A 23,811-nucleotide genomic window follows, 5' to 3' on the forward strand; every position below is an offset into this window, starting at 1 on the left:
AAGGCAAGGGACTTTGACTCCCTCATGCGTTGGTTCGAATCCAGCTACCCCAGTTACACTTTGCCGGCGTGGCGGAATTGGCAGACGCGCTGGACTCAAAATCCAGTGTCCGCAAGGACGTGCCGGTTCGACCCCGGCCGCCGGTATAAGTTACACTCCTTAAGGAGTGTTTTTTTGTCTATAGGAGTTTATTTTTTATGTTTAATAAATTTCAGCTTCTCTTAAAACAAATTCGTTTTCCTGAGGATCATGATGCTTTTAAAGAAATTAAAGATGGTTCTATCGAAACAGTAAAGCTATTTAAATCAAAGCGCCAGTGGTTTTTTGTTTTTTCTTTTCCTAGTGCTCTGTCTTATGAGTCTTTTACTCTTTTTGATAGTTTACTTCATTCTTCCTTCAATTCTTTAGGTGCCAAAGCTTTTTTTGAGATTCGTTTACTTACTACTGCTTGCGATGATTCATTACTTGGAGATTATTTTTCATATGCTTTAGATAGTTTAAAAGTGTCTCACTTTTCTATTTATTCTTTATTCTCAAATCTAGAGGTTGAGATTTCGAATAATAGTATTTTTGTTAAGGCTCCAGAGCATATTATAAAGGAAAATTTACAGGATAGATTTATCTCTTTGATATCTAAATCTCTTTCTCAAGTTGGTTTATCTGATGTATCCATTTCTGTTGTCGAAGATAAGGTTGCTTCATCTTCTTTAGAAGAGGCTTACCAAACAAATAAGGTTTCTTTACAAGAACAAGCTGAGTCTCAAGCAAGACAAGCGCTTCAATCTATTCTTGAAAGTGCCCCAGCACCGAAACCCGTGAGAGAACCGTCCCAAAATTTTGCTGAGAAACAAAGTCAACGTCAAGCTAGTTTTGATAAGGCTGAAATAACGCCAATGGTTGATATTAATTCTGAAGAGAATCGTGTTGTTTTTGAAGGATATATTTTTGATGTAGAGCAACGTGAAACTAAGACGGGTCGAATTATTATTAATTTCAAGGTAACTGATTATACCTCTAGTTTTGCTATGCAACGATGGGTCAAAGATAGTGATGAGCTCGCTAAGTTCGATATGATAAAAAAGGGGAACTGGGTTAGGGTTCGTGGCCGTATCGAGAATAATCCTTTCACTCATAGTCTGACTATGAATGTGCAAGATATTAAAGAAATTTCACATACTCCTCGTAAGGATTTGATGCCTGAGGGACAAAAGCGTGTAGAATTTCATGCGCATACCAATATGTCGACTATGGATGCAATGCCAACTGTTGAAGATCTTATTGATACTGCTGCCTCTTGGGGACACCCAGCAGTGGCTATAACAGATCATGCTAATGTTCAGAGCTTTCCTCATGGCTACCATAGGGCTAAAAAAGCTGGGATTAAAGCTATTTTTGGTCTTGAGGCTAATCTTGTTGAGGATAAGGTACCTATTGTTTATAATTCTGAGGATTTGGAATTAAAAGAAGCAACTTATGTTGTATTTGACGTTGAGACAACGGGCTTGTCTGCTGTTCATAATGATTTGATTCAGATTGCGGCATCAAAAATGCATAAAGGTAATATTATTGAGCAATTTGATGAATTCATAGACCCAGGCCATCCTCTTTCTGCATTTACTACTGAGTTGACTGGTATTACTGATAATCATGTTAAGGGTGCTAAACCTTTAGTGCAAGTTTTACAGGAGTTTCAAGAATTCTGTAAAGGAACTGTTCTAGTGGCCCATAATGCGACCTTTGACGTTGGTTTTATGAATGCCAATTACGAAAGACATCAGTTACCAATAATTTCACAACCGGTTATTGATACTTTAGAATTTGCACGAAATCTTTATCCTGAGTATAAGCGTCATGGTTTGGGTCCTTTGACGAAGCGGTTTGGTGTGGCGTTGGACCACCACCATATGGCCAATTATGATGCGGAAGCTACGGGCCGTCTGTTGTTTATCTTCATAAAAGATGTGTTTGATAAGCACGGTTTGACTAATCTGGAACAGTTGAATACGGAGTTGGTTTCTGAAGATTCGTATAAAAAGTCTCGTGTCAAACATGCAACGCTATATGTTCAGAATCAAACTGGCTTGAAGAATATCTTTAAGTTGGTAAGTTTATCAAATGTCTCATACTTTGAGGGGGTAGCACGTATTCCTCGTACGGTCTTAGATGAGTATCGTGAGGGAATCATTGTAGGTTCTGCTTGTGCTGATGGTGAGGTTTTTGATACGCTTCTGTCTCACGGTATTGACAAGGCGGTTGAAGTTGCTAAATATTATGACTTTATTGAAGTTATGCCACCGGCAATTTATGCACCCTTGATTGCAAAGGATTTAATCAAGGATGAGGCGGCCATAGAACAACTGATTCGAGATTTGATTGAAGTCGCTAATCGTCTGGACAAACCTGTGCTGGCTACAGGAAATGTACACTATATCAACCCTGAGGATGCCATTTATCGTGAAATCATTGTTCGTGCTTTGGGACAAGGAGCCATGATTAATAGGCCAATTGGTAAGGGAGAAAATGCAAAACCTGCTCCCTTACCTGAAGCTCATTTTAGGACAACGAACGAGATGCTAGACGACTTTGCCTTTTTGGGAAAAGACTTAGCCTATGAAATTGTTGTAACTAATACGCAGGCTATGGCGGACCAAATTGAAGAGGTTGAGGTTGTCAAAAAAGACTTGTACACACCTTTCATTGATCGTGCGGAAGAACAGGTTGCGGAGATGACATATGCTAGAGCGTTTGAACTCTATGGTAATCCTTTGCCTGATATTATTGACCTGCGAATTGAGAAAGAGCTGTCTTCAATTCTTGGTAATGGATTTGCCGTAATCTACCTGGCTTCTCAGATGCTAGTTAACCGTTCAAATGAACGTGGCTACCTAGTTGGTTCGCGTGGATCTGTCGGTTCTAGTTTTGTTGCGACGATGATTGGAATTACCGAGGTCAATCCGATGCCACCACATTATCTCTGTCCTAATTGTCAACACTCAGAGTTCATTACAGATGGTTCATATGGATCGGGTTTTGATTTGCCTGATAAGGAATGTTCAGAATGTGGAACGGAGTATAAAAAAGATGGTCAGGATATTCCTTTTGAGACTTTCCTAGGTTTTGATGGGGATAAGGTACCTGATATCGATTTGAACTTTTCCGGAGATGATCAACCGTCAGCCCACTTGGATGTTCGTGATATTTTTGGAGAGCAATATGCTTTTCGTGCTGGAACAGTAGGTACTGTTGCAGATCGGACAGCTTATGGTTTTGTCAAAGGTTACGAACGTGACTACAATAAGTTTTACCGTGATGCCGAGGTCGATCGTTTAGCTATGGGGGCTGCTGGTGTTAAGCGAAACACAGGTCAGCACCCGGGTGGTATTGTTGTTATTCCAAATTATATGGATGTCTATGATTTTACACCTGTTCAATATCCGGCTGATGATGTAACGGCTGCTTGGCAGACAACTCACTTTAACTTCCACGATATCGATGAGAACGTGTTGAAGCTAGATATTCTGGGGCATGATGATCCGACTATGATTCGTAAGTTACAGGACCTATCAGGAATTGATCCCAAAGATATTCGAGCAGATGATCCAGATGTGATGAAACTTTTTTCAGGGACTGAAATCTTGGGGGTGACACCTGAACAGATTGGGACACCAACGGGAATGTTGGGAATCCCTGAGTTTGGGACTAACTTTGTTCGTGGTATGGTCGATGAGACGCATCCGACAACCTTTGCGGAACTCTTGCAGTTATCTGGTTTATCCCATGGTACAGATGTGTGGTTGGGTAATGCACAAGATTTGATCAAGGAAGGTATTGCCACCTTGAAAACAGTTATCGGTTGTCGTGATGATATTATGGTATACCTAATGCATGCAGGGTTAGATCCTAAGATGGCCTTTACCATTATGGAACGTGTGCGTAAGGGAATGTGGTTGAAAATTTCTGAAGAAGAGCGAAATGGTTATATTCAAGCCATGCGTGAAAATAATGTTCCAGACTGGTATATTGAATCTTGTGGTAAAATCAAGTACATGTTTCCTAAAGCCCATGCGGCAGCCTACGTTATGATGGCCCTACGTGTAGCTTATTTCAAAGTGCACCATCCTATTTATTACTATTGTGCCTACTTCTCGATTCGAGCTAAAGCATTTGAGCTTAAGACGATGTCTGCGGGTCTTGATGCTGTTAAAGCTCGAATGGAAGATATTAAGGAGAAGCGCCAACGAAATGAAGCGACTAATGTTGAAAATGACTTGTTTACAACGCTTGAAATTGTCAATGAAATGTTAGAACGTGGCTTTACTTTTGGCCAGTTAGATCTTTATAAGAGTCAGGCGACTGAATTTTTGATTGAAGGAGATACCTTGATTCCTCCGTTTATCGCACTTGAAGGTTTGGGTGAAAACGTTGCGAAGCAAGTAGTTGCTGCGCGTGAAGAAGGGGAATTTCTCTCCAAAACAGAATTGCGTAAACGAGGAGGCCTATCATCAACCTTGGTTGAAAAATTGGATGAAATGGGCATTCTAGGAAATATGCCAGAAGATAATCAGTTAAGTCTTTTTGATGATTTCTTTTAAGAGCTAAAAGAAGTCGTGCATAAACTTGAGAGGATGGAGTTAGTCTCTGTTCTCTTTTTTATTTTTCTTGCCAACTGTAGTGGGTAAGGCAAGGTTAAAGCTGATAGAAAACTTTTTTCTTAGTCTTATGGTATACTGTTAGAAAATTATAGTTTCAAGGAGTTAATCATGGTTTTACCAAATTTTAAAGAAAATCTTGAGAAATATGCTAAATTACTGGTTGCTAATGGGATTAATGTACAACCTGGTCATACAGTGGCCTTGAGCATTGATGTAGAACAAGCAGAGCTAGCACATCTCTTAGTTAAAGAAGCCTATGCTCTAGGAGCAGCTGAGGTAATTGTTCAATGGTCGGATGATATTATTAATCGAGAGCGTTTCTTGCATGCAGAGATAGATCGAATTGAAGAGGTTCCAGCTTATAAAAAAGCTGAGATGGAATATTTGCTGGGCAAGAAGGCAAGTCGTTTAGGAGTCCGTTCTTCTGATCCGGGTGCCCTTAATGGTGTAGCTCCTGAACGTCTATCTGCTCATGCTAAGGCTACTGGGGTAGCCTTTAAACCTATGCAGGTGGCAACTCAGTCTAATAAGGTTAGTTGGACTGTAGCTGCTGCAGCTGGTAAGGAATGGGCTAAGAAGGTCTTTCCTGATGCTTCGAGTGATGAGGAAGCTGTAGATTTACTTTGGGACCAAATTTTCAAGACCTGTCGTGTTTACGAAGAGGACCCTGTACATGCCTGGAAGGAACATGCTGACCGTTTAGATGCTAAAGCACGCCTACTCAATGAGGCGCAATTCTCAGCCCTTCATTACACAGCACCTGGAACAGATTTAACTCTAGGATTACCTAAAAACCATGTTTGGGAGTCTGCAGGTGCCATCAATGCACAAGGTGAGGGCTTCCTTCCTAATATGCCGACAGAAGAAGTCTTCACAGCTCCTGATTTCCGTCGTGCAGATGGTTATGTCTCAAGTACAAAACCACTAAGCTATAATGGTAATATTATTGAGGGAATCAAAGTAACCTTCAAAGATGGTGAAATTGTAGACATCACAGCAGACCAAGGTGACGAAGTGATGAAGAATCTCGTCTTCAACAATAATGGGGCACGTGCTCTAGGTGAATGTGCCTTGGTACCAGATCCAAGTCCAATCTCGCAGTCAGGGATTACCTTCTTTAATACTCTTTTTGATGAGAATGCTTCTAACCACCTAGCTATTGGAGCAGCCTATGCTACTAGTGTTAAGGGGGGAGCAGATATGACAGAAGAGGAGCTTAAGGAAGCTGGTCTTAATCGTTCTGATGTACACGTAGATTTTATGATTGGTTCAAATCAAATGGATATTGATGGTATCCGCCAAGATGGTAGCCGTGTACCTATCTTCCGAAATGGGGATTGGGTAATCTAAGAGTGATGGAGGATTTCTTATGATTGGAAGTATGATAGTTGGTTTTCTAATTGGCCTTATTGCCTCTGCTATATCAAATAGGGGTGAACGTATGGGCTGTATTGGCAAGACCTTTGTTGGATGGCTAGGTGCTTTTGTTGGTCAGCTTCTTTTTGGAAATTGGGGACCGATGCTAGCAGATACTGCTATCGTTCCTTCGGTACTAGGTGCTGTTATCTTATTAGCCCTTTTTTGGAATCGTAATAGTTAGAAATGAAAGAGTTCTGAGGTATTGGTTAGATATTTAAGGACTCTTTTTTCTTATTTTTTCATTTCCATATACCACTTTTAGAAAAACTGTGGTAGAGTAATAAAAACAGCATCTATTTGGAAAGGGCTAGAAATGAGTGACTTAGATAAAAACATGGCTGTAAAGAGTATGGTGGTCATGCGTAAAGCATTTCGTACTATCGATGCCAAGGTTTCTGAGACCTTTAAAGAATTTAATTTAACGCCAACCCAGTTTGGAGTCATGGACGTGCTTAATACCAAGGGATGCATGAAGATTGGTGAATTAATTGATTGCATGCTTGCCACTTCGGGTAATATGACTGTCGTCATTAAAAACATGGAGAAAAAGGGTTGGTTGACACGAGAAGCTTGCCAAACAGATAAGCGTGCTTTTGAGGTTGATTTGACGGATGAGGGCCGCCGTATTATTCAAGCCGCAATCCCCCCACATCAGCGAGCCATTGAGGAGACTTTTTCCGTTTTGTCTCCTGACGAACAGTTCCAATTGGTAGAGCTTCTGAAAAAATTTAAGAATGTCTGAGCATATTTCTTTATATTTATAATAAAATCAATTATATTACTATGTAGTAGTAAAAACAATTGTTAGAAATACAAAGGAAATTTATCATGAAAAATATTCTATTTATCGTTGGTTCTCTTCGTAAGGGATCATTTAACCACCAATTAGCAGAAGAAGCTGAGAAAATGCTAGCTGGTAAAGCTAATGTTTCTTATCTTGAATATAGTCAAGTACCTGTTTTTAATCAGGATTTAGAAAGTCCAGTTCTTCCTGTTTTGACAGAAGTTCGAGAGCATATCTTGGCAGCGGATGCTATCTGGATTTTCTCACCGGTTTATAATTTTTCAATTCCTGGGCCAGTGAAAAATTTGCTTGACTGGCTAAGCCGGGCCCTTGACCTATCAGATCCTTCAGGGCCATCAGCTCTTCAAGATAAGATTGTAACCGTGTCATCAGTTGCTAATGGTGGTCACAATCAACTTTTTGATGCCTACAAAGAATTGTTACCATTTATCCGTACCCAAGTAGTTGGTGATTTTACAGCGACACGTGTAAATGATACAGCTTGGGTAGATGGAAAATTCGTAGCAACAGAAGAAGTTCTTGAAAGCCTTCAGAATCAAGCGGAAGCTTTGATTGATGCGATTAAATAAGAATAATGAATACCTGAGCTTTCTAGCTTCGGGTATTTTTATATGCAACAATGAAAAAAGACACCCTAAGGTGTCTTCGTATTATGAAGGCGGTAGACGGATTTGAACCGACGATCAAGCTTTTGCAGAGCCGTGCCTTACCACTTGGCTATACCGCCATAACAGATACCATTCTATCGAAAAAAAAAAGATTCGTCAAGTCTCTTTCATCAAATTGACTGGTTGATTGTTCAAACTGCCTATTTACAAGAAACATAAAGAGGTTGAAAGACATTCAACTTCTTTGTATTAATTATAACTGTTGTATATAGATTACTAACACGTAAGTTTTGATTATTGTCTAATCAAGTAATCAAAGGCTCCGATAGCATCTGTAGCACCAGACCCCATGGAAATAATGATTTGTTTGTAGGCGCTGTCAGTATAGTCACCTGCTGCAAAAATACCAGAGATATTTGTTGGACCAAATTTATCAACGATAATTTCTTGGCGTTCATTGAGTTCAATGCCACTGTCTTTGAGCCAAGCAGTACTTGGTGCAAGAGCAATTTGAACAAAGGCACCCTCAAGGTTAAGATGTTTTTCTTCATTTGTATCACGCTCAACGTAACTCAAACCAGTCACATAATCTTGACCCAGAATTTCTTTTGTTGCAACGTTCTTAAGAATGGTTCGATTATCCGTTTTAGCAGCTCGTTCTTGTAAGACTTGATCTGCCTTTAATTCAGGTAAGAACTCTAAGACCGTAATATGTTTAGTGATACCAGCTAAATCTAAAGCCGCTTCCAAACCTGAGTTACAACCACCAATAACTGCAACATTCTTCCCTTCAAATAGTGGACCATCACAGTGTGGGCAGTAAGTAACCCCTTTATTGCGGAATTCTTCCTCGCCAGGAACGTTGATATTAAGCCATTTGGCTCCTAGAGCTAGGATAGCAGTTTTGGATTTTAAAACGGCACCGTTAGCCAGTGTTACTTCAATGAGTTCTTTCTTTTCAATGCTAGTAGTTAATTGACTTTTGATGATATCAACGTCGTAAGATTTAGTATGCTCTTCAACTTGGGCCATTAACTTAGTACCTTCTGTATATAGCGTACCAATCATGTTTTCAATACCAACTGTCTCAATAACTTGTCCGCCAAAGGTTTCTGCTAAAAGACCAGTTTTAAGTCCTTTACGGGCAGCATAAATTGCAGCACCGTTTCCAGCAGGACCACCACCAATAACCAAAACATCATAGACACCTTTACCAGCGAAAGCATCAGCATCAAGTGGGCCGTCGAGTTTTTCTACAAGCTGTTCAATGCTTGCACGACCAGATGTAAATTCTTCTTGGTCTTTATAAACCGTAGGAACAGCCATGATACCTTTCGCTTTGACTTTATCCTGATACATACCACCTTCAATCATAGTATGTGTGATATTTAGGTTCAAAACAGCCATAATATTAAAAGCTTGAACGACATCTGGACAATTAATATCTTCATCTGTTACAGTGATGAATTCCCCATTTTGAGAAGCTTGTGCTGAAAATTCTATAATTTCTTTTCTGACTAATGGCAAAATAATGTCATCCTCTATTTTTGAAAGCCTAATTATAAATAAAATACTTATCAATCTTAAAGAAAACGATTTTATTTTTTAATGAAAGTATGTTTTTTCCAACGAGGTTATTGATTTTATAGCTTGTCAAATATCACTTTTTTTGATAAACTACTATAGTTGCGTAGAGTGACAAATACTCATTTTAAGCCGATTGTGGTCTTGTTGCCGCAGGGTGGGACTGCAAGTCTAAAGCTTAGAAGAGGAAAAAACAATTTTTTAAGGAGAAATACTCATGGCAGTAATTTCAATGAAACAACTTCTTGAGGCTGGTGTTCACTTTGGTCACCAAACTCGTCGCTGGAATCCTAAGATGGCTAAGTACATCTTCACAGAACGTAACGGAATCCACGTTATCGACTTGCAACAAACTGTAAAAATGGCTGACACAGCTTACGAATTCGTTCGTGAAGCAGCAGCTAACGATGCAGTAATCTTGTTCGTTGGTACTAAAAAACAAGCTGCTGAAGCAGTTGCTGAAGAAGCAACTCGTGCTGGTCAATACTACATCAATCACCGTTGGTTGGGTGGTACTCTTACAAACTGGGATACTATCCAAAAACGTATCGCTCGTTTGAAAGAAATCAAACAAATGGAAGCTGATGGAACTTTCGAAGTTCTTCCTAAGAAAGAAGTTGCACTTCTTAACAAACAACGTGCACGTCTTGAAAAATTCTTGGGTGGTATCGAAGATATGCCTCGTATTCCAGATGTAATCTACATCGTTGACCCACACAAAGAACAAATCGCTGTCAAAGAAGCTAAAAAACTTGGTATCCCAGTTGTAGCAATGGTTGATACAAATGCTGATCCAGATGAGATCGATGTAATCATCCCAGCTAACGATGACGCTATCCGTGCCGTTAAATTGATCACTTCAAAAATGGCTGACGCTATCATCGAAGGTAACCAAGGGGAAGATGCTTCTGCAGATTTCCAAGAAGCAGCTGCAGCTGATTCAATCGAAGAAATCGTTGAAGTTGTCGAAGGTGACAACAACTAATCTTTAAGATTGGTTTGGGCTCGATGCTCACTAAAGATACGATAAACACCTAAGGGGCGGGGCTCAGCCCTGCCCCTTAGTTTGATAAAATAAATTTGGAGAAAAACAAAATGGCAGAAATTACAGCTAAACTTGTTAAAGAATTGCGTGAAAAATCTGGTGCTGGTGTCATGGACGCTAAAAAAGCATTGGTTGAAGTTGACGGTGATATCGAAAAAGCGATTGAATTGCTTCGCGAAAAAGGTATGGCTAAAGCAGCTAAGAAAGCTGACCGTGTTGCAGCTGAAGGTTTGACTGGTGTTTACGTTAACGGTAACGTTGCAGCAGTTGTTGAAGTTAACGCTGAAACTGACTTCGTTGCGAAGAACGCTCAATTCGTTGAGTTGGTCAACGAAACAGCTAAAGTTATTGCTGAAGGTAAACCAGCTAACAACGAAGAAGCACTTGCATTGACTATGCCTTCAGGTGAAACTCTTGAAGCTGCATACGTAACTGCTACAGCTACTATCGGTGAAAAGATTTCATTCCGTCGTTTTGCAGTTGTTGAGAAAACTGATGCACAACACTTTGGAGCTTACCAACACAACGGTGGACGTATCGGTGTTGTTTCAGTTATCGAAGGTGGAGATGATGCTCTTGCAAAACAAATCTCAATGCACATCGCAGCGATGAAACCAACTGTTCTTTCATATACTGAGTTGGACGAACAATTTGTTAAAGATGAATTGGCACAACTTAACCACGCTATCGATCAAGATAACGAAAGCCGTGCAATGGTTAACAAACCAGCTCTTCCACACCTTAAATATGGATCTAAGGCTCAATTGACTGATGCTGTTCTTGCTCAAGCTGAAGAAGATATCAAAGCTGAGTTGGCTGCTGAAGGTAAACCAGAAAAAATCTGGGATAAAATCATCCCAGGTAAAATGGACCGCTTCTTGCTTGACAACACTAAAGTTGACCAAGCATACACACTTCTTGCTCAAGTTTACATCATGGACGACAGCAAGACAGTTGAGGCTTACCTTGAATCAGTAAACGCTTCAGTAGTAGAATTCGTTCGCTTTGAAGTTGGTGAAGGTATCGAAAAAGCATCTAACGACTTTGAATCAGAAGTTGCAGCTACAATGGCAGCAGCCCTTAACAACTAATTCTAGTTGCTAGATAAAAAGAAAGAAGTTACGTGAATGAATCGTAGCTTCTTTTTTGTTGCTATTAAAAAACATCTGAGCATGCCTCAGACGTTAACAAAGTAATTAATGAGCAAAGGTATTTACACCAAGTAGAAGAGAGAGTGTTCCCATGATGATACCTGCAAGGATAACCCCAAGCATAACAGCAATAACACTACGTTTAAAGTCCCAATCTAGGATAGATGCTGCTAGAGTGCCAGTCCAAGCTCCTGTTCCTGGAAGCGGAATTCCCACAAAAAGTAGGAGGGCCCAGAAGACACCCTTATCTCCGGCAGCTTTTTCAAGTTTTTGGCCACCACTGTGACCTTTTTTAAGGCACCAGGTAAAGAAGCCGCCAATCAGAGGTTTGTCTGCCCCCCATTCGAGAACACGGCGGGCAAAGAAGAAAATAATTGGAACTGGAATCATGTTTCCAATAACACAAAGAATGAGGGCCTGCCACCAAGGAATACCTGAGGCGATAGCAACAGGAACAGCTCCACGGAGCTCCACTAAAGGAATCATAGAGATTAAGAGTGCAATGATGTATTTCATGAGTAACCTTTCATAGGGAAATAAATAAGAGATAAAATTCAAGGAATATGAGTTTTATCGTGGTGTTCAGGATATTTTAGTAAAAAATTGAGACACCTACTATTTTTAGTCTTATTTATTGTATCTTATATGTTCTCTAATGACAACTTTAAAAAGCTTTTCGAGAGTATAGTTTCCCATGAGCTAACATTTTTGGTATAATAATAGTCAGTTATAGTCAAATTAGACTGGAGGAATTAAGATGGCAAGAAATACATCAGATAGTATAGAAGAATATATTAAAGAATTGCTGGGCCAGTCTGGAACTGCTGAGATTCAACGCTCGAACTTGGCAGATGCTTTTCAAGTAGTACCAAGTCAGATTAACTATGTTATCAAGACTCGTTTTACAGAGAGTCGTGGGTATATTGTTGAGAGTAAACGTGGTGGTGGCGGCTATATTCGCATTGTCAAAGTTAGATTCTCCGACAAACACCATATGATTAATGATTTGCTGCAAAATTTGGCAGATCAGCTCAGCGAGCAGGTATTTACAGACTTGATTCAGTTGCTTTTTGATGAAAAGATCATCACTGAGCGTGAGGGAAATTTGATTTTAGCGACTGCTAGTGATGATGTTTTAGGCGAAGATGCGGCTATTATTCGTTCGCGTATTCTACGCTCGCTATTACTTAGATTGGATAGAAAAGGAAATTAGATGACAACATATTCAAGAAAAATGCAGGCCATTTTCCATCGTTCTCAGCTTGAGGCAGAGCGTTTTGGAAGTCCTTTCTTGGAGACTTGGCATGTGCTTCTGGCTATGGTTGAGGTTCCAGGATCTGTAGCCTACTTAACCTTTACTGATTTTGAGGACCGTATTCGTGCGGAAGAGATTGAGACCGCTGCTGTACTAGCGATGGAGAAAAGTCCAAAAGACTTGTCTGAATCAGATATTATCGATTTACGTGCACAGTCACATGCTTTAGAGGCTATGTTGCAAGAGGCAGAGGGAATTGCTAGTGTGACTGGTGCTGTAGAGGTAGGGTCTGAACATGTATTGATGGCCTTCCTTCTTCATAAGGATTTGATGGTTTGTCGTCTCCTTGAAGTGGCTGGTTTTCAATATAAGGATGACAGTGATAAGCCTCGTATTATCGATTTACGACGTTCTTTGGAGCGTTACGCAGGTCTTAGTAAGCAAGATTTGAAGGCCATTCATGACCTTCGTAAGCCTAAAAAATCAAAGGCATCAGGGAATTTTGCTAATATGATGCAGCCTCCTCAATCTTCTACTGGGGAACTGTCAGATTACACCAAAGACTTAACGGCAGTAGCCGAGTCAGGTGCCCTTGATCCTGTTATTGGACGTGAGAAAGAAATTTCACGCATGATTCAGGTTTTGAGTCGTAAAACAAAGAATAACCCAGTTCTTGTGGGTGAAGCAGGTGTTGGTAAGACGGCACTTGCGCTTGGCTTGGCACAACGTATTGCTTCAGGCGAAGTACCTTTTGAGTTGGCTGATATGCGTATCTTAGAGCTTGATATGATGAGTGTGGTTGCAGGAACACGTTTCCGTGGCGATTTCGAAGAACGTATGAATCAAATCATTGATGAGATTGAAGCTGATGGAAAAATCATTCTCTTTATTGACGAATTGCATACGATTATTGGTTCTGGTTCAGGTATTGATAGTACCTTAGATGCGGCGAATATTTTGAAACCTGCTCTAGCACGTGGAACCCTTCATATGGTTGGAGCAACTACTCAAGCTGAGTACCAGAAGCATATTGAGAAAGATGCAGCTCTTTCTCGTCGTTTTGCTAAGATTACAATTGAGGAGCCAAGTGTAGCTGAGGCGATTGATATTCTAAAAGGCCTACGTTCGTCTTATGAAGACTATCATCGTGTAACGATTACTGATGAGGCAGTTGAGACAGCGGTCAAGGCGGCCCACCGTTATTTGACGAGTAAAAACTTACCTGACTCTGCCATTGATCTTTTAGATGAAGCAAGTGCCACTGTTCAAGGTCGTATCAAAAAAGAAGCCAAACGTGAGATAACACCTTTGGATGAAGCACTTCTATCTGGTGATATGAAGGCTGCTGTTAAACAATATAAAGCTAGCCAAAAAGCAAAATTACCAAAACCTGCCTTGGTAGATGCAAATCAGATTATGCAAACCCTTAGTCGTCTATCAGGTATTCCTGTTGAGAAGATGACTCAGGCAGATAGCAAGCGTTACTTGAATCTGGAAGCAGAGCTTCACAAACGTGTTATTGGTCAAGACGAAGCAGTTTCGGCGATCAGTCGTGCTATTCGTCGTAACCAGTCAGGTATTCGTACTGGCAAACGTCCGATTGGTTCTTTCATGTTCCTTGGACCTACTGGTGTTGGTAAGACAGAATTGGCCAAGGCTTTGGCGGAAGTTCTCTTTGATGATGAGTCAGCTTTGCTTCGTTTTGATATGTCAGAATACATGGAAAAATTTGCGGCTAGCCGACTTAACGGTGCTCCTCCAGGTTATGTTGGATATGATGAGGGTGGTGAATTAACAGAGAAAGTTCGCAATAAGCCTTACTCAGTTCTCCTCTTTGACGAGGTGGAAAAGGCTCACCCAGATATTTTCAACATCCTCTTACAGGTTTTGGATGATGGTGTTTTGACGGATAGTCGAGGTCGTAAAGTTGACTTCTCAAATACCATTATCATTATGACTTCGAACTTGGGAGCGACTGCTCTTCGTGATGATAAGACCGTTGGTTTTGGTGCCCAAGACATTTCTCATAATCACCAAGCTATGGAGTCACGTATTATGGAAGAACTTAAGAAGGCCTACCGTCCAGAGTTTATCAACCGTATTGATGAGAAGGTTGTCTTCCATAGTCTTGAGGAAGAGCAACTTCGTGAGATTGTTAAGATTATGGTGAAACCGTTGGTATCAGCTTTGGCTGAAAAAGGGATTGACTTGAAATTCCAACCAGCTGCCCTTAAGCATTTAGCTAAAGATGGCTATGATGTTGAGATGGGTGCTCGTCCATTACGTCGTACGATTCAAACTCAAGTGGAGGATAAATTATCTGAGCTCTTACTAGGTAGCCAAGTAGTTAGTGGACAAACTCTTAAAATCGGCTGCTCGAAAGATAAATTAACCTTTACAGTAGTGTAAAAATCAAACAAAAAGACAGATTACAGGTGTAGTTTGTCTTTTTGTTGTGTCAATAGGAGTCAATGTAGAGTCAATCTTTCTGTAAAGTAGGCGTAAAAGAAAAAGCCGAGCCACGCTCGACTGTAAGTATTAGAGTTTTTCGTTGACAAAGGTGACAAAGTGATTCCACCAAACCTTGAGGAAGAAGCTTTTCTTAACTTCTTTACCAGCAACCAGTTCCATGCTAGGCATACCCTGGTTAGGCAAGTAACCTTCTCCTACAAGATCCTTATCTTCAAAGGCGGCTGTTCCCACCTTGTTTCCTGCCTTGACAGGGGCTTGCATCTGGTTGGTAGTGACTTTAATGTGTTTGTTATTGTTAGCATCTATTTTTTGGATGATATTAAAGTCAGATTTAGCGACGGCAGTGACTTGCTTAGATTTACCATCAAGGACAGAGGCTTGACTTTTACCGATAGCTTGTCCTTTCTTGGCAATGGTCTTGCTTTCCCAATGATAGACAACGTAGTTAAGCAGGTCGTTAGTTGCAGTGAAACGGGCGTAGTCATCAGTATCGGTATTATCAGCATTCAAAATGACTGTGATAATGCTCATGCCACTTTCATTTGAGTGGGCCACGAAGGAAGCACCGGCTAAATCAGTGGTTCCCGTTTTTAGGCCATCCACTCCTTTACGGTAACTAGGTTGTCCCTTAAGCATATAGTTGGAAGTTTTGAGTTTGTTGACACCATCAAAGTCAGCCTCAGTTTTTTTAGTGATGTTTAGGATTTCGGGATATTCTTTCACAACGTGTTGCGTAATGATAGCAACGTCCTTAGCACTCATGGTATTTTCTTCGTCAGATTTAGAGCCTGGATAGATATTGTCACCTAAGTAGGAATTATTAAGACCAGAGGCATTGACAATCTTGGCATCAGTAATACCCCAGTCTTTGAGTTGGGCTTTCATCATGTCGACAAACTTACTTTCGGTTCCTCCGATTTCCTCGGCTAGAGCAATGGAAGCACTGTTGGCACTGGAAATAAGGGTTGCGTCAAGAAGTTGTTTGACAGTGTATTTGCGGGCATCTAGTGGAATATTAGATACTTCGGCACTGACAGTTAGTTCAAATGGGTAGTCAGAAATCTCAACTTTGCTATGCCATTTGAGGTCTCCCTGATCTACCGCTTTATACACTATGTAGGCTGTTAGGAGCTTTGTAATAGAGCCAATCCCTGTAGAGGTAGTGGCATCTTTTTCATATAAAATTTTGCCAGTATTAGCTTCGACAGCGATGGCATGTTTGGCTGCGGCATCATATCCTTTTTTCTTATCTGCTGCAAAAGCAGGGGCTACGCTTCCCAGACAGAGTAAGAAGGTCATCATAAGCGTAATCAGTTTTTTCATGGTTTGTTCCTTCATGTGTTTTGGATATTTATTATACCACATTTTGAGAGGAACTTAAGGTGTTGAGAAGGGGCTTTTACTTACAGGACCAATTTTGAAGGCAAGATAAAACTACCTTTTGATAGCTAAAAGGTAGTTTTGTGTTTACTTGTTTCCTGTAAAGAAATTAATGATATGGTTCCACCAAACTTTTAAGAAGAAACTTTTCTTGATAGATTGGTTGGCTGTTACAGAAATTTGAGGTGGATCAGAGATGTAACCTGTTCCAACGAGATCCTTATCATCAAAGGTCGCTGTTCCAATAGTGTCACCTTTTTTGATAGGTGCTGTTATAGTTTTTGCTTTGATTTTAACAGCATCATTTTTGCTGTTTATTTTTTGAACGACTGTAAGGTCCGACTCGAGTTTAGCAGAGATGGTTTGACTGGCTCCATCGGCTACCTTAATATCATTTTTCTTGACGATTTGTCCCTTGGTGTTGAGGGTTTTGATTCCCCAGTTTTGAGTCACGTAATCTAGCAACTCATTTGTAGCTGTGAATCGAGCAGCTACATCCTCTCCACCATTGTCCGCATTCATAACAACGGTAATCAAATTCATGCCATTTTCATTGGAGTGGGCTACAAAGGATGCCCCTGCAAGTTCAGTTGTTCCAGTCTTGAGTCCATCAACGTCTTCACGGTAGTTGTCTTGACCCTCCAACATGTAGTTGTGCGTCGTTAATTTGTTGTCCCCTTCGAAATCAGTTTCGGTTTGCTTGGTGATTTCAAGTACCTGAGGATAGTCTTTGATGAGGTGGTCTGCAATAATGGCAACATCTAGAGCATTCATAGTATTCTCGTCATCTGCTTTAGAGCCAGGGTAGCGGTTGTCCCCAAGGTATTTATTGTTTAGACCAGAAGCATTAAATAATTTAGCATCTGTAATGCCCCATTCTTTAAGTTGGGCTGTCATAGTGTCAACAAAGGCACTCTCTGATCCTGAGATTTTTTCAGCTAGAGCAATAGCAGCACTGTTAGCGCTGGAAATGAGGGTGGCATCTAGGAGCTGTTTAACAGTGTATTTTCGGGAATCTAGTGGGACATTTGAAACTTCTGAATCAACTGTTAGGTTGAATGGATAGTCTGAGATATCTACCTCAGTGTCCCAATTAATTTTACCTTGATCAACAGCTTTGTACACCATGTAGGCTGTCAGGATTTTCGTCATTGAAGCAACACCATCAGGAGTAGTGGCGTCCTTTTCATAGAGGACTTTCCCTGTAGTTGCTTCGATAGCAATCGCATGTTTAGCGGAAACATTGAAGTCATCTGTCTGTTCTTGTGCTAGAGTAGGTGTTGCTAGGCCTATTAAGATTAAGGCAATCATAATGATGTGTTGTAATTTTTTCATAGTCATTCCTTTGGCTCTCATAAGTGTTCATTATATCACAAAACCACTTAAATATCTGAAATCGAGAAGAGCTTGGAGTGCAACTTATGCCGAAGCTCTGCCATTTTCGACTATAATATGGTAAAATGGAAGTTATATCAAATGAATGATATAAAGTTGACTAGTTCGTTTTTGTGGGGCTGGTTATGGATAAAAAGAGGGATCAAACATGGCTAAACAAACTTTTGAGATGACCTTTGCAGGACGCCCACTTGTTGTGGAAGTGGGACATGTAGCCAAGCAGGCTAATGGTGCCGTTGTAGTACGTTATGGAGATACAACCGTATTGTCAGTAGCTGTTATGTCTAAAAAGATGGCAACTGCAGATTTCTTTCCTTTACAGGTTAATTACGAGGAAAAAATGTATGCAGCTGGTAAGTTCCCGGGGGGCTTTAACAAGCGTGAGGGGCGTCCTTCAACAGACGCCACTTTGACTGCTCGCCTTATTGACCGTCCTATTCGGCCTATGTTTGCGGAGGGGTTTCGTAACGAAGTTCAAGTCATTAATACTGTTCTCTCTTATGATGAAAACGCTAGTGCTCCAATGGCTGCTATGTTTGGGAGTTCTTTAGCTCTTTCTATCTCTGATATTCCTTTCAATGGTCCTATTGCTGGGGTTCAAGTGGCTTATGCAGCGGAAGATTTCATCATCAACCCAAGTGCATCAGATAAAGAAGTTTCACTTTTAGACTTGACAGTGGCAGGTACCAAGGAAGCTATCAATATGGTAGAGTCAGGTGCTCAGGAATTGTCCGAGGATATTATGTTGCAAGCACTCTTGAAGGGACATGAAGCTATTCAAGAGTTGGTTGATTTCCAAAATTATATCGTTGCAGCTGTTGGTAAGGAAAAGGCTGAGGTTGAACTGCTCCAAGTTGATGCTGATTTGAAAGTCGAAATCGAAACAGCTTATTATGATCAATTAGCTAAGGCTGTTCAGGTGGAAGAAAAACTGGCGCGTGAAGCAGCAACCCAGGCTGTAAAAGAAGAGGTCCTCGCTTCTTATCAAGAACGCTTTGCCGAAGATGAAGATAAGGAAACCATTTTGCGTGATGTAGCAGAAATCCTTGAGCAGATGGAACATGCTGAAGTGCGTCGTCTGATTACAGAAGACAAGGTTCGTCCAGATGGTCGTCGTGTGGATGAAATCCGTCCTTTGGACGCAGAGATTGACTTTCTTCCTAAGGTTCATGGTTCAGGTCTCTTTACACGTGGTCAAACTCAAGCCTTGTCGGTTTTGACTTTGGCACCTATGAGTGATACACAACTTGTTGATGGTTTGGATCCAGAGTATAAGAAACGTTTCCTTCACCACTACAATTTTCCTCAGTATTCGGTGGGTGAAACAGGGCGTTACGGTGCACCAGGCCGTCGTGAAATTGGTCACGGAGCTTTAGGTGAACGTGCCCTTGCTCAAGTTCTTCCAAGCGTTGAAGAGTTTCCATATGCTATCCGTTTGGTAGCCGAAGTCTTGGAGTCAAATGGTTCTTCTTCACAGGCTTCTATTTGTGCAGGCACTTTGGCTCTTATGGCAGGTGGGGTGCCGATTAAGGCACCTGTTGCGGGGATTGCCATGGGTCTTATTTCAGATGGAACTAACTACACTGTTTTAACTGACATTCAAGGTTTAGAAGATCATTTTGGTGATATGGACTTTAAGGTGGCTGGTACACGTCAAGGAATTACAGCTCTTCAGATGGATATTAAGATTTCAGGTATTACACCTGCCATTCTCGAAGAGGCTTTGGCTCAAGCCAAGGTAGCTCGTTTTGAGATTCTTGATGTTATTGAGTCAGTAATCGCTGAGCCACGTCCAGAATTGGCACCAACAGCGCCTAAGATTGACAGTATTCAGATTCCTGTTGACAAGATTAAGGTTGTCATCGGTAAAGGTGGCGAAACAATTGACAAGATTATCGCTGAGACTGGTGTCACTATTGATATCGATGAAGAGGGACTTGTTCAGATTTTCTCTAGTGATCAGGATGCTATTAACCGTGCTAAAGCTATCATCTCCGATCTTGTACGTGAAGCAAATGTTGGCGAGGTCTACACTGTACCAGTTGTGCGTATTGAAAAGTTCGGTGCCTTTGTTCACCTCTTTAATAAGACAGATGCTCTCGTCCACATCTCAGAACTAGCTTGGGAACGCACTGAGCGTGTCGAAGATGTTGTTAAGGTTGGGGATATGGTAACTGTTAAAATTATCAAAATCGATGAAAAAGGACGTATCGATGCCTCAATTAAGACCTTGCTTCCTAAGCCTGAAAAGATTGAGGACGGGGAAAATGAAGGAGAGCATCATCACCGCCGTCGTTCTCATCACAAACCACGCCACCATAATGAAAATGGTGAAGCACCGAAAAATCCTGATAAATCAGAAACGAAAGAACAGACAGAAGAATGACAGAAAATCAAGAATTGCAAGCTTTTGATGAAACTCTAAAAGAATTTTTAAAGGAACCAGACCACTTTTTAACCAGTCTGGCTTTGGTTAATCACCTACAACGTACTCCCGTCTTGGCTGCCCAAGACCTCTACGCAGTTGAAGTGGAAGGCAAGAAGGTTGTTCCTGTCTTCACTAGTGAACAGGACCTACAATCTTTCAAAACTACTCAAGAGAGTGCTCGAGAACAGACTTGGATAGAACGTTCAAGCTTAGATATCCTAACACAACTGGTTCAGGCAGAGCTTTTTGGTCTTGCTTTCAATTTAAAAGAGGATGGTGATTTCTCAAATACCACTCTTTTTGCAAGCAGTGAACTTATCCAGTTTATCAACTATTTCACTCAGACCTTAAATAATCTTTTGGGTGAGGAAAATCAAAAGGCAGATTCTAAAGATAAGATTTATCTTGTTCCAGCCTTCATTCACAAACGCGAGGAAGATGGCCAGGATGACCGTCTCTTTGCGACCATGTCGAATGCAGAGGGACAGAGTTATGTGCCTGTGTTTACAAACTTAACGAGCTTTGCAAAATGGTATGGTAACGAGACTTTTGGTCTACCTTTCCGTAAGGCTAAAGGGACGATTTTGCAATGGCCACTGTCAGAAATTTACCAGCCTTCAACAGGTGAAAATGAGTTGGATAAGGTTCAAGGTATTGTCATCAATCCGTTTGATGAGCAGCCTGAGTTAGTCGACTGGGCTTATTTTGAGAATGATAGTAAGTAATCCTAGTATTATCAAACCTCTGAAAAAGATAATAAGGCGACAGTAAACAATAATGATATAAGGAGTGACCTATATGGGGTGGTGGAAAGAAAGTATTGATATTGTAAAGAAAAATGACCCAGCGGCTCGGACAAGTTTGGAGGTTCTTTTAACCTATCCTGGTCTAAAGGCTTTGGCTGCTCATCGTATCTCACATTTTCTCTGGCGCCACCATTGTCGACTGTTAGCTCGTATGCATAGTCAATTTTGGCGATTTTGGACTCAAATTGAGATTCACCCTGGGGCTCAGATTGCTGAAGGTGTCTTTATTGATCACGGTTCTGGCCTTGTCATTGGTGAAACAGCTGTGGTTGAAAAAGGAGCTATGCTCTATCACGGTGTTACTTTAGGTGGTACTGGTAAAGATGTCGGAAAACGTCACCCAACCGTTCGTGAGGGTGCATTGGTTTCAGCCCATGCTCAGGTTATTGGTCCTATTGAGATTGGAAAAAATGCTAAGGTAGGTGCAGCAGCTGTGGTTGTTGCCGATGTCCCAGAAGATGTTACGGTAGTTGGTGTCCCTGCTAAGGTCGTTCGTGTTCACGGTAAAAAGGATGAAGAAGTGATTCATGACATTGAGGAAGGTCGTGAATACTATAGCGAAAAGCTGGAAGATCTTCTAAAAGCCGCTAGCTTTCACTCATCACGTCTATAAGGAAAGAAAAAGATGAAACTCTTTAGTTCAAAGGTGACTCGATTGACGGTTGTGGGGCCTCTTGCTCTTGTTTACGTTGCTTTACATAGAGCAGACTATAGCATGGCCACCTTATGGTTTTGCATTGCTCTGTTATGGGCCGGTCTTGTTTTTAAGCAACGACACAAGTGAGATTTGAGTAATGAAAAAATTCTTCAAGGACAATCGTTTTTTGGTCTTTTATATAGTTGGGAGTTTCCTTTCAGCTATGTCTCTTTTGACTCAAGGTCAGCTATTTGCGGCCATGGGGATTATCATTCTTGTTATACTCTTGTGTTTATACTTAAACCATTTCAGGGATAAAAAATAGTTTCCAGCTAATTGAAAGGAATCTCTAGTGATAAAAATTTATGATACGATGACGCGTTCTCTTCGTGATTTTGTACCGTTGACAGAAAATATTGTCAATATGTATGTCTGCGGACCAACAGTTTACAATTACATTCATATCGGGAATGCCCGTTCAACAGTAGCTTTTGATACCATTCGTCGTTATTTTGAGTATCGAGGTTACACTGTTAACTACATTTCTAACTTTACAGATGTAGATGATAAGATTATTAAGGCAGCCAATGAAGCTGGTATTTCGACCAAAGAGTTATCAGACAAGTTTATCGCGGCCTTTATGGAAGATACTGCACAACTTGGAATCAAACCAGCGACACAAAATCCTCGTGTTATTAACTACATGGATGAAATTATTGCATTTGTGTCAACCTTGATTGATAAAGGTTTTGCTTATGTTGCTGAAGGTGATGTATACTTTCGAGTAGCTAAGTCAAACAACTATGCTAAATTGGCTAACAAGACCTTGGAAGATCTTGAAATTGGTGCTAGCGGACGTACGGATGCTGAGACAGATCGTAAGGAAAATCCTCTGGATTTTGCCCTTTGGAAAGCTGCTAAAGAAGGAGAGATTTCTTGGGAAAGTCCTTGGGGACCTGGACGTCCAGGCTGGCACATTGAATGTTCTGTTATGGCGACTGAAATCCTTGGGGATACTATCGATATCCATGGTGGAGGTGCGGACCTTGAGTTCCCACACCATACTAATGAAATCGCACAATCCGAAGCCAAAACTGGCAAGACCTTTGCTAACTACTGGATGCATAATGGTTTTGTCAATGTGGACAATGAGAAAATGTCAAAATCCTTGGGTAACTTTGTGACTGTTCATGATATGCTTAAGACGGTTGATGGGCAAGTGCTTCGCTTCTTCCTAGCGACACAACAGTATCGTAAACCAATTAACTTTACCGAGAAAGCTATCCATGATGCTGAAGTCAATCTCAAGTATTTGAAAAATACGCACAGTCTACCACTAACAGAAGAGGTAAGCCAAGCCGAGTTGCAAACTTATCTTGATGCTTTCCAGGCGGCTATGGATGATGACTTTAATACAGCAAACGGTGTGACTGTCCTGTTTGACATGGCCAAATGGATTAATTCAGGCAATTATGATCAAACCGTTAAGGCTGCTTTTGAAAAAATTCTCCAAGTCTTCGGTATTGCTTTCGAAGAAGAAGTCCTTGATGAAGATATCGAAAAACTCATTGAAGAGCGTCAGGCGGCGCGTGCTAACAAGGACTTTGCGACAGCAGACCGTATTCGTGATGAGTTGGCTGCTCAAGGTATCAAGTTACTTGATACCAAGGATGGTGTGAGGTGGACACGTGACTAAACACCTTGATGTCAACCTTATTAATGGTATTGCACTCGCTTTTGAGGGAGATGCTGTTTATTCCTTATACATTCGCCGTCATCTGATTTTTCAAGGCCAGACCAAGCCAAATCAATTGCATCGTCTAGCTACACGCTATGTTTCAGCCAAAGCTCAAGCTAGTCTCATTGAAAAAATGCTAGAGCAAGAGCTCTTAACTGAAAAAGAGCTGGACATATACAAACGAGGTCGTAATGCTAAGAGTCATACCAAGGCTAAAAATACGGATGTTATTACCTATAAAATGTCAACAGGTTTCGAGGCAGTTATGGGTTATCTTCATATGACCGAGGATGTCGACCGCCTAGAAGAGTTGGTTGCTTGGTGCATTGATGAAGTTGAAAAAGAAATCTAAAAATTCTGCTGAGAGCAGGATTTTTTGTTATTATGGCTTCAAGCCAGTTTTTCTCGAAGAGAAAAACAAGAAAACCACCAGCTA

17 protein-coding genes, 2 tRNA genes and 1 pseudogene are annotated in these 23,811 nt (G+C 40.9%); 15 read left to right on the forward strand and 5 right to left on the reverse strand.

Going from position 1 to position 23,811, the window contains the following annotated elements:
• The first annotated feature begins 62 nt into the window (after positions 1 to 62).
• The 6 genes from RDY04_RS08815 (at position 63) to RDY04_RS08840 (ending at position 7,445) form a co-directional block, all read left to right on the forward strand.
• A tRNA-Leu gene (locus tag RDY04_RS08815) sits at positions 63 to 146 on the forward strand.
• A gap of 51 nt (positions 147 to 197) precedes the next feature.
• On the forward strand, positions 198 to 4,592 hold the full coding sequence (locus RDY04_RS08820; RefSeq protein WP_303953240.1) for a PolC-type DNA polymerase III: 4,395 nt from the start codon (positions 198 to 200) through the stop codon (positions 4,590 to 4,592).
• 168 nt (positions 4,593 to 4,760) lie between these two features.
• Positions 4,761 to 6,002: an aminopeptidase gene (locus RDY04_RS08825; protein ID WP_303953243.1), complete on the forward strand. Its 1,242-nt coding sequence runs from the start codon at positions 4,761 to 4,763 to the stop codon at positions 6,000 to 6,002.
• Positions 6,003 to 6,021: 19 nt separating this feature from the next.
• Entirely contained in the window at positions 6,022 to 6,252 is a 231-nt protein-coding gene (locus RDY04_RS08830) for a GlsB/YeaQ/YmgE family stress response membrane protein (RefSeq protein WP_002889604.1), read from the forward strand.
• 132 nt (positions 6,253 to 6,384) lie between these two features.
• Complete coding sequence (locus tag RDY04_RS08835) at positions 6,385 to 6,813, forward strand: MarR family winged helix-turn-helix transcriptional regulator (protein WP_295496261.1); 429 nt, start codon at positions 6,385 to 6,387, stop codon at positions 6,811 to 6,813.
• Between the two features lie 86 nt (positions 6,814 to 6,899).
• A complete protein-coding gene (locus RDY04_RS08840; protein WP_303953248.1) occupies positions 6,900 to 7,445 on the forward strand; it encodes an NAD(P)H-dependent oxidoreductase in 546 nt (181 codons plus the stop codon).
• Between the two features lie 87 nt (positions 7,446 to 7,532).
• Here the strand turns inward: RDY04_RS08840 and RDY04_RS08845 are convergent.
• Positions 7,533 to 7,603, reverse strand: a tRNA-Cys gene (locus RDY04_RS08845).
• Positions 7,604 to 7,778: 175 nt separating this feature from the next.
• Positions 7,779 to 8,924: pseudogene (gene ahpF / locus RDY04_RS08850) on the reverse strand (alkyl hydroperoxide reductase subunit F); the annotation flags it as partial.
• Positions 8,925 to 9,285: 361 nt separating this feature from the next.
• Here ahpF and rpsB point away from each other — a divergent pair.
• Complete coding sequence (rpsB, locus tag RDY04_RS08855; RefSeq protein WP_002886342.1) at positions 9,286 to 10,053, forward strand: 30S ribosomal protein S2; 768 nt, start codon at positions 9,286 to 9,288, stop codon at positions 10,051 to 10,053.
• 110 nt (positions 10,054 to 10,163) lie between these two features.
• Positions 10,164 to 11,204: a translation elongation factor Ts gene (tsf, locus tag RDY04_RS08860; protein WP_303953254.1), complete on the forward strand. Its 1,041-nt coding sequence runs from the start codon at positions 10,164 to 10,166 to the stop codon at positions 11,202 to 11,204.
• A gap of 105 nt (positions 11,205 to 11,309) precedes the next feature.
• Here tsf and RDY04_RS08865 read toward each other — a convergent pair whose 3' ends face one another.
• On the reverse strand, positions 11,310 to 11,780 hold the full coding sequence (locus tag RDY04_RS08865) for a small multi-drug export protein (RefSeq protein ID WP_004182164.1): 471 nt from the start codon (positions 11,778 to 11,780) through the stop codon (positions 11,310 to 11,312).
• 241 nt (positions 11,781 to 12,021) lie between these two features.
• Here RDY04_RS08865 and RDY04_RS08870 point away from each other — a divergent pair, with 241 nt between their 5' ends.
• Together RDY04_RS08870 and RDY04_RS08875 are read left to right on the forward strand one after the other, a co-directional pair.
• Positions 12,022 to 12,477 carry a CtsR family transcriptional regulator gene (locus RDY04_RS08870; protein WP_303953257.1) on the forward strand — a complete coding sequence of 152 codons (456 nt, stop codon included), beginning with the start codon at positions 12,022 to 12,024 and terminating at the stop codon, positions 12,475 to 12,477.
• Complete coding sequence (locus RDY04_RS08875; RefSeq protein WP_303953260.1) at positions 12,478 to 14,928, forward strand: ATP-dependent Clp protease ATP-binding subunit; 2,451 nt, start codon at positions 12,478 to 12,480, stop codon at positions 14,926 to 14,928.
• Between the two features lie 129 nt (positions 14,929 to 15,057).
• On the opposite strand, the gene pbp3 (RDY04_RS08880) is transcribed toward RDY04_RS08875, so the two are convergent.
• Positions 15,058 to 16,314 carry a D-alanyl-D-alanine carboxypeptidase PBP3 gene (pbp3, locus tag RDY04_RS08880; protein ID WP_303953263.1) on the reverse strand — a complete coding sequence of 419 codons (1,257 nt, stop codon included), beginning with the start codon at positions 16,312 to 16,314 and terminating at the stop codon, positions 15,058 to 15,060.
• A gap of 144 nt (positions 16,315 to 16,458) precedes the next feature.
• Positions 16,459 to 17,706: a D-alanyl-D-alanine carboxypeptidase PBP3 gene (gene pbp3 / locus RDY04_RS08885; RefSeq protein WP_303953266.1), complete on the reverse strand. Its 1,248-nt coding sequence runs from the start codon at positions 17,704 to 17,706 to the stop codon at positions 16,459 to 16,461.
• Between the two features lie 208 nt (positions 17,707 to 17,914).
• On the opposite strand from pbp3 (RDY04_RS08885), the gene pnp reads away from it, so the two are divergent.
• The 5 genes from pnp (at position 17,915) to RDY04_RS08910 (ending at position 23,727) form a co-directional block, all read left to right on the forward strand.
• On the forward strand, positions 17,915 to 20,152 hold the full coding sequence (gene pnp / locus RDY04_RS08890; RefSeq protein ID WP_303953270.1) for a polyribonucleotide nucleotidyltransferase: 2,238 nt from the start codon (positions 17,915 to 17,917) through the stop codon (positions 20,150 to 20,152).
• Positions 20,149 to 20,919 (forward strand): SseB family protein, encoded by a 771-nt coding sequence (locus RDY04_RS08895; RefSeq protein ID WP_303953273.1) that lies wholly within the window; start codon positions 20,149 to 20,151, stop codon positions 20,917 to 20,919. The genes pnp and RDY04_RS08895 overlap by 4 nt, the downstream gene beginning before the upstream one ends.
• Before the next feature lie 73 nt (positions 20,920 to 20,992).
• Positions 20,993 to 21,613, forward strand: a complete 621-nt coding sequence (cysE, locus tag RDY04_RS08900; RefSeq protein WP_003092303.1) for a serine O-acetyltransferase — start codon at positions 20,993 to 20,995, stop codon at positions 21,611 to 21,613.
• A 376-nt stretch (positions 21,614 to 21,989) separates the two neighbouring features.
• A complete protein-coding gene (gene cysS / locus RDY04_RS08905; protein WP_303953276.1) occupies positions 21,990 to 23,333 on the forward strand; it encodes a cysteine--tRNA ligase in 1,344 nt (447 codons plus the stop codon).
• Positions 23,326 to 23,727, forward strand: a complete 402-nt coding sequence (locus tag RDY04_RS08910) for a Mini-ribonuclease 3 (protein ID WP_303953277.1) — start codon at positions 23,326 to 23,328, stop codon at positions 23,725 to 23,727. The genes cysS and RDY04_RS08910 overlap by 8 nt, the downstream gene beginning before the upstream one ends.
• Positions 23,728 to 23,811 lie beyond the last annotated feature (84 nt).

It is taken from the genome of uncultured Streptococcus sp. (genome assembly GCF_902463925.1).
Classification (GTDB): domain Bacteria; phylum Bacillota; class Bacilli; order Lactobacillales; family Streptococcaceae; genus Streptococcus.

What these genes read in the sequence shown, in the direction of transcription:
- tsf (WP_303953254.1), top strand. Translation starts at nt 10,164, where the DNA reads ATGGCAGAAATTACAGCTAAACTTGTTAAAGAATTGCGTGAAAAATCT.
- cysE (WP_003092303.1), top strand. Translation starts at nt 20,993, where the DNA reads ATGGGGTGGTGGAAAGAAAGTATTGATATTGTAAAGAAAAATGACCCA.
- RDY04_RS08865 (WP_004182164.1), bottom strand. Translation starts at nt 11,780, where the DNA reads ATGAAATACATCATTGCACTCTTAATCTCTATGATTCCTTTAGTGGAG.
- RDY04_RS08875 (WP_303953260.1), top strand. Translation starts at nt 12,478, where the DNA reads ATGACAACATATTCAAGAAAAATGCAGGCCATTTTCCATCGTTCTCAG.
- RDY04_RS08895 (WP_303953273.1), top strand. Translation starts at nt 20,149, where the DNA reads ATGACAGAAAATCAAGAATTGCAAGCTTTTGATGAAACTCTAAAAGAA.
- pbp3 (WP_303953263.1), bottom strand. Translation starts at nt 16,314, where the DNA reads ATGAAAAAACTGATTACGCTTATGATGACCTTCTTACTCTGTCTGGGA.
- RDY04_RS08870 (WP_303953257.1), top strand. Translation starts at nt 12,022, where the DNA reads ATGGCAAGAAATACATCAGATAGTATAGAAGAATATATTAAAGAATTG.
- RDY04_RS08835 (WP_295496261.1), top strand. Translation starts at nt 6,385, where the DNA reads ATGAGTGACTTAGATAAAAACATGGCTGTAAAGAGTATGGTGGTCATG.
- rpsB (WP_002886342.1), top strand. Translation starts at nt 9,286, where the DNA reads ATGGCAGTAATTTCAATGAAACAACTTCTTGAGGCTGGTGTTCACTTT.
- pbp3 (WP_303953266.1), bottom strand. Translation starts at nt 17,706, where the DNA reads ATGAAAAAATTACAACACATCATTATGATTGCCTTAATCTTAATAGGC.
- pnp (WP_303953270.1), top strand. Translation starts at nt 17,915, where the DNA reads ATGGCTAAACAAACTTTTGAGATGACCTTTGCAGGACGCCCACTTGTT.
- RDY04_RS08820 (WP_303953240.1), top strand. Translation starts at nt 198, where the DNA reads ATGTTTAATAAATTTCAGCTTCTCTTAAAACAAATTCGTTTTCCTGAG.
- RDY04_RS08825 (WP_303953243.1), top strand. Translation starts at nt 4,761, where the DNA reads ATGGTTTTACCAAATTTTAAAGAAAATCTTGAGAAATATGCTAAATTA.
- RDY04_RS08830 (WP_002889604.1), top strand. Translation starts at nt 6,022, where the DNA reads ATGATTGGAAGTATGATAGTTGGTTTTCTAATTGGCCTTATTGCCTCT.
- RDY04_RS08840 (WP_303953248.1), top strand. Translation starts at nt 6,900, where the DNA reads ATGAAAAATATTCTATTTATCGTTGGTTCTCTTCGTAAGGGATCATTT.